4 protein-coding genes and 1 pseudogene are annotated in these 3,532 nt (G+C 42.9%); 2 read left to right on the top strand and 3 right to left on the bottom strand.

From position 1 onward, the window contains the following. Both H6G26_RS39985 and H6G26_RS39980 read left to right on the top strand, forming a co-directional pair. The coding region (locus H6G26_RS39985; RefSeq protein WP_190737487.1) for a hypothetical protein at nucleotides 1-590 on the top strand (590 nt) is incomplete at its 5' end. Between the two features lie 11 nt (nucleotides 591-601). Beyond that, nucleotides 602-2,419 (top strand): hypothetical protein, encoded by a 1,818-nt coding sequence (locus H6G26_RS39980; RefSeq protein ID WP_190737485.1) that lies wholly within the window; start codon nucleotides 602-604, stop codon nucleotides 2,417-2,419. A gap of 49 nt (nucleotides 2,420-2,468) precedes the next feature. On the opposite strand, the gene H6G26_RS39975 is transcribed toward H6G26_RS39980, so the two are convergent. From H6G26_RS39975 to H6G26_RS44465, 3 genes and pseudogenes are all read right to left on the bottom strand, one after another. After that, a complete protein-coding gene (locus tag H6G26_RS39975) occupies nucleotides 2,469-2,723 on the bottom strand; it encodes a hypothetical protein (protein ID WP_190737483.1) in 255 nt (84 codons plus the stop codon). Nucleotides 2,724-2,853: 130 nt separating this feature from the next. Further along, complete coding sequence (locus H6G26_RS39970; RefSeq protein ID WP_190737481.1) at nucleotides 2,854-3,102, bottom strand: hypothetical protein; 249 nt, start codon at nucleotides 3,100-3,102, stop codon at nucleotides 2,854-2,856. 18 nt (nucleotides 3,103-3,120) lie between these two features. Further along, nucleotides 3,121-3,474, bottom strand: a pseudogene (locus H6G26_RS44465) (GNAT family N-acetyltransferase); the annotation flags it as partial. Nucleotides 3,475-3,532 lie beyond the last annotated feature (58 nt).

The raw sequence follows: 3,532 nt of genomic DNA, 5'->3' as shown, positions 1-3,532 counted from the left end.
CACTGCCAGTCATCTTTATCTCACATATCATTGCCCAATTCGTTACCCCAGGCACACCCGGATACAAGCTTGTTGGTGCAATTGGTTTCTGGATTGGTACACTGCTTTCTACTGATAGCATTTGGCAAGTTTTATTCCAGGGAAAACCGATTTTTCCGTGGTTTGAGCAAGAATGGATCGGTTGGATCGGCTGGTTACAATTACCGTTCAATGTGTTGTTTTGGATTAGCTTCGGTATCTCTGCACTTGTCCAAGTAATGGAAGCTCGGACATTGCGTGGTAAAGACCCAAATCAAGCCAAGCATGAGTTTGAAGATTCCAAGCAATATACTCTGGGTACAAAACCGACTGGAAACATCGATTTGACAGTCGCACTCTGGGGCGATTACAAAGCTGCTGGCATGAAAGAACGTCATACAGGGGGAGCGATCGCACTATTTTTCTGGGTACTAGACATCACCACCACATTCGTTGGTCGTAATCCCTTCCGCTACACTAACCCAGGTTTAATCCTGGCTTGTTTTGCTTACAATGTAGCCTCAATGATGGCTGGCGAGATTGGTTACAACATTTGGAAATTAACTAAGTAAGAGGAATTCACATGCAGCAACAAATACCAATGCTAGGAACCAAAGAAACGGCACTTTTACGTGACGACTACCCCAGCATTGAGTATTTGGAAGCTGGGAATACCGCCTCTTGGTTACAGGAACGACAGGATCAGTTGTTAGTTCGCGCCAGGGACGAACGTAACGGTATGAATCTGGCGAAGTTCATCACACTGGCCACCGCTCTTACTGGCGCAGTTTGTTATGCTACCTCTCCTCTTGCTCCCATCGGTGCAGTCGTAGCTGGTGTTGGTTATCTATGGTCAATTGTTCAGGACTTAAACGATACTCATCAATTTGCACCAATCCCTTTTATACGTGGTGGCTTTTTTGAGTTCCTCTCGGCAATGGGAGATAGTGTTGCCAGGGACGAATACTTTGCGAACAAAAATGAACTGGCTGATTTAATGCTGCACTTAGAGCCAATGGAGAAATACGAATTTGCCATGCTCAAACAATGTTCTCATGTTGTATGTGAATATCTGAATGCTGTTGAGCCTGGGAAAAGATTTTATGCTTACCGTTGGCTGCTCGATTGGTTTATTCAACTTAAAGGCTATTTCCCTACCCCTGAACAGCTATCCGGTCATTTGGCGCAAGTAAGTGTTGACCCCAGAGTAAACTATCAGCAAGTTACGGCTATTCAAGAAGCAAGCAAACCTCAGAATTTAGGTATTCCAGAGGCAAGGTTTGCAAAACTACCAACTCCTGTCCCACAAACAACCCAAACTTTAGCGCAACAGATTCACTCTAATGAAGCTTATCCTTTGTTAAATAGTGAATTCTTGGGAGCAGAAGCCTCTCATAGCTTAACTAATACCGATATCTCCACCTACACCACTAAACCCCAAGTACAGTATGACCTAATCGCTCACATTGCTAAAAAAGTTACCAATATGCTGTGGGTTGGTGTCCCTGGTTCTGGCAAGGGTATCACCATTAGCAATGCAATCGACGCTATCAAGCGGCTACATCCTGGCATACACATCTTTTATATTGACCCCAAAGGTGACGAGAAAGAAACCGGTTATTTTAAAGGTCGTGTTGATACTTTTAAACGGGCTAAAATCCTAGAAATGTCTCCGGTCGAAGCCGTCCTATGGGTTAAAGAATGCTTTACCGAATTTCAAAATATCTCTGGCTCCAAGCTGATTATTTTAGATGAAGGAACGGCTGTTTGTTCCAAATTTAAAAATACCAAAGGTGAAATTGGCTGGCTCAAGGACAAAATTATCTCTTACTGTTCTTGCGGTGATAGTTCCGGTTGGCATTTCTGGATTGTTGTGCAGAACCCTCACACTGACGACTTGGGCATTTCTGGCGGACTGCGATCGCAGTTAACTTCAGTGGCGTTGGTTCATCCTGATAACGTCCCAGCTTACAATGCCATGATTGCTACACAGTTAATTCCCAGCGATCGCAAGATTACTTCAACCGAAGTAATGGAGATTGCTGCACAATCACCAGTCGGTCGAGCAGTTTATTACGGCGGCATCAATGAATGGATACCAATGCCTGTGTTAAAGAATTTCTCTGGTTATGACCGGGATACCAAAAACTTTATTGACTCTGCACCAAGTAATAAGCAAACCTCTCAAGCTGAAACTAAGGAGTCTTGCACACCAACAACCCAAGCTCAACAGATGTTGGCGCTCTTAGAGAAGACGAAAGCTAATTCCATTGATGAGTTTATCCAAAGCGAGTTGAAATTAGACGGAGTTCCACCAGAGCTGATCCGAAAAGGAATTGAAAAATTACTCCAAAATTCTCCAATTAAATATAAGTTCAATCCCTGGAATAATCAAAACTGAGGATTTACATCAAGATAAAGATATCCAACCGAGTGTTTCATCAAAAATTTCAAGCCGATTTCATAATAACCCATTTCGACTTTCTGGTATTCTTTAGATATTTGTCAGCATAGCGGAAAGCTGCTGCCTTATCGTGTTTTGCTATATTGAGTGCTTGTAACAAAACGGATAAAGGAATTACCACCTGTGTGAGCTTTTCGGCTAATATTACTGACTCTTCTTCTGTTGCTGCTACTATCGCTTCTAACGGTTCAAAATTTATTTGCTTATTTATACGGTTACCTAACATTGTAGTATCAGCCATAAATGCACCTTCAAAACTTGTATAATTCAGTTTTACTGAAAGGCAGCAGGAATGAATCCGTGTTTGTGCGGGACTTATTAATCAGCTAACTTCATGAATCCGCACAATTGCCGTAGCCAGCGCATCTTGATTAAAAATTTCGTTCACCATCTTTTTCCAAGATGGAAATTAATTCAAACACTCGCATATTTTCTCCCGTCCAAACTTTATCTAGTAACCGCAAATTTTCAAGAGTTAGGTCGCTCTCTTTCACTATCGATACATTTGTTTTGCCCAGTGCCATCAACAAATCTTCAAATACCACTAAGCCATTAAACTCCAAGTCTTGAATCTCGGCTGATGCTAAGGCTGATAATCGCTCACCACAAATCTCAATCATCAACCACTCAGATAAGCGTTAGGCATTGTCATTACCGCTATTAATTGCTATGTCGAAATGCAACACGTCTTCGCGATCGCCCAGCTTTGTATAAAGTTTAATGGCTGGCTCGTCACCAATATCCGCCTGAACGAAAATGACATAAGCCCCACATGCTGCTGCTACTTCCTTCAGCTTCTGAATTAATGCCGTTGCAATCCCCTACCGCCGGTGTGCGGCGGCAACAGCTAAATCGTAGATGTAAATCTCGCTGCGCTCCTGCTCGAACTTTTTAAGCTTGTAGGCAGTCAGACCGCCAACGACCTCACCTTCTTTCAATGCGGCGAGCGCAATGAAGTAGTCACTATCAAGCAGTTGCCGCAGATAGTCTGCACTCATCGGTGAGAGGTTAGGACAAAGTACCTTTTGTCAATCAGTTAAAATACTCAAA

The sequence above is a fragment of the Nostoc sp. FACHB-888 genome (assembly GCF_014696655.1).
Taxonomy (GTDB): Bacteria; Cyanobacteriota; Cyanobacteriia; order Cyanobacteriales; family Nostocaceae; genus Nostoc.
This window is presented reverse-complemented; position numbering and strand designations above follow the sequence as displayed.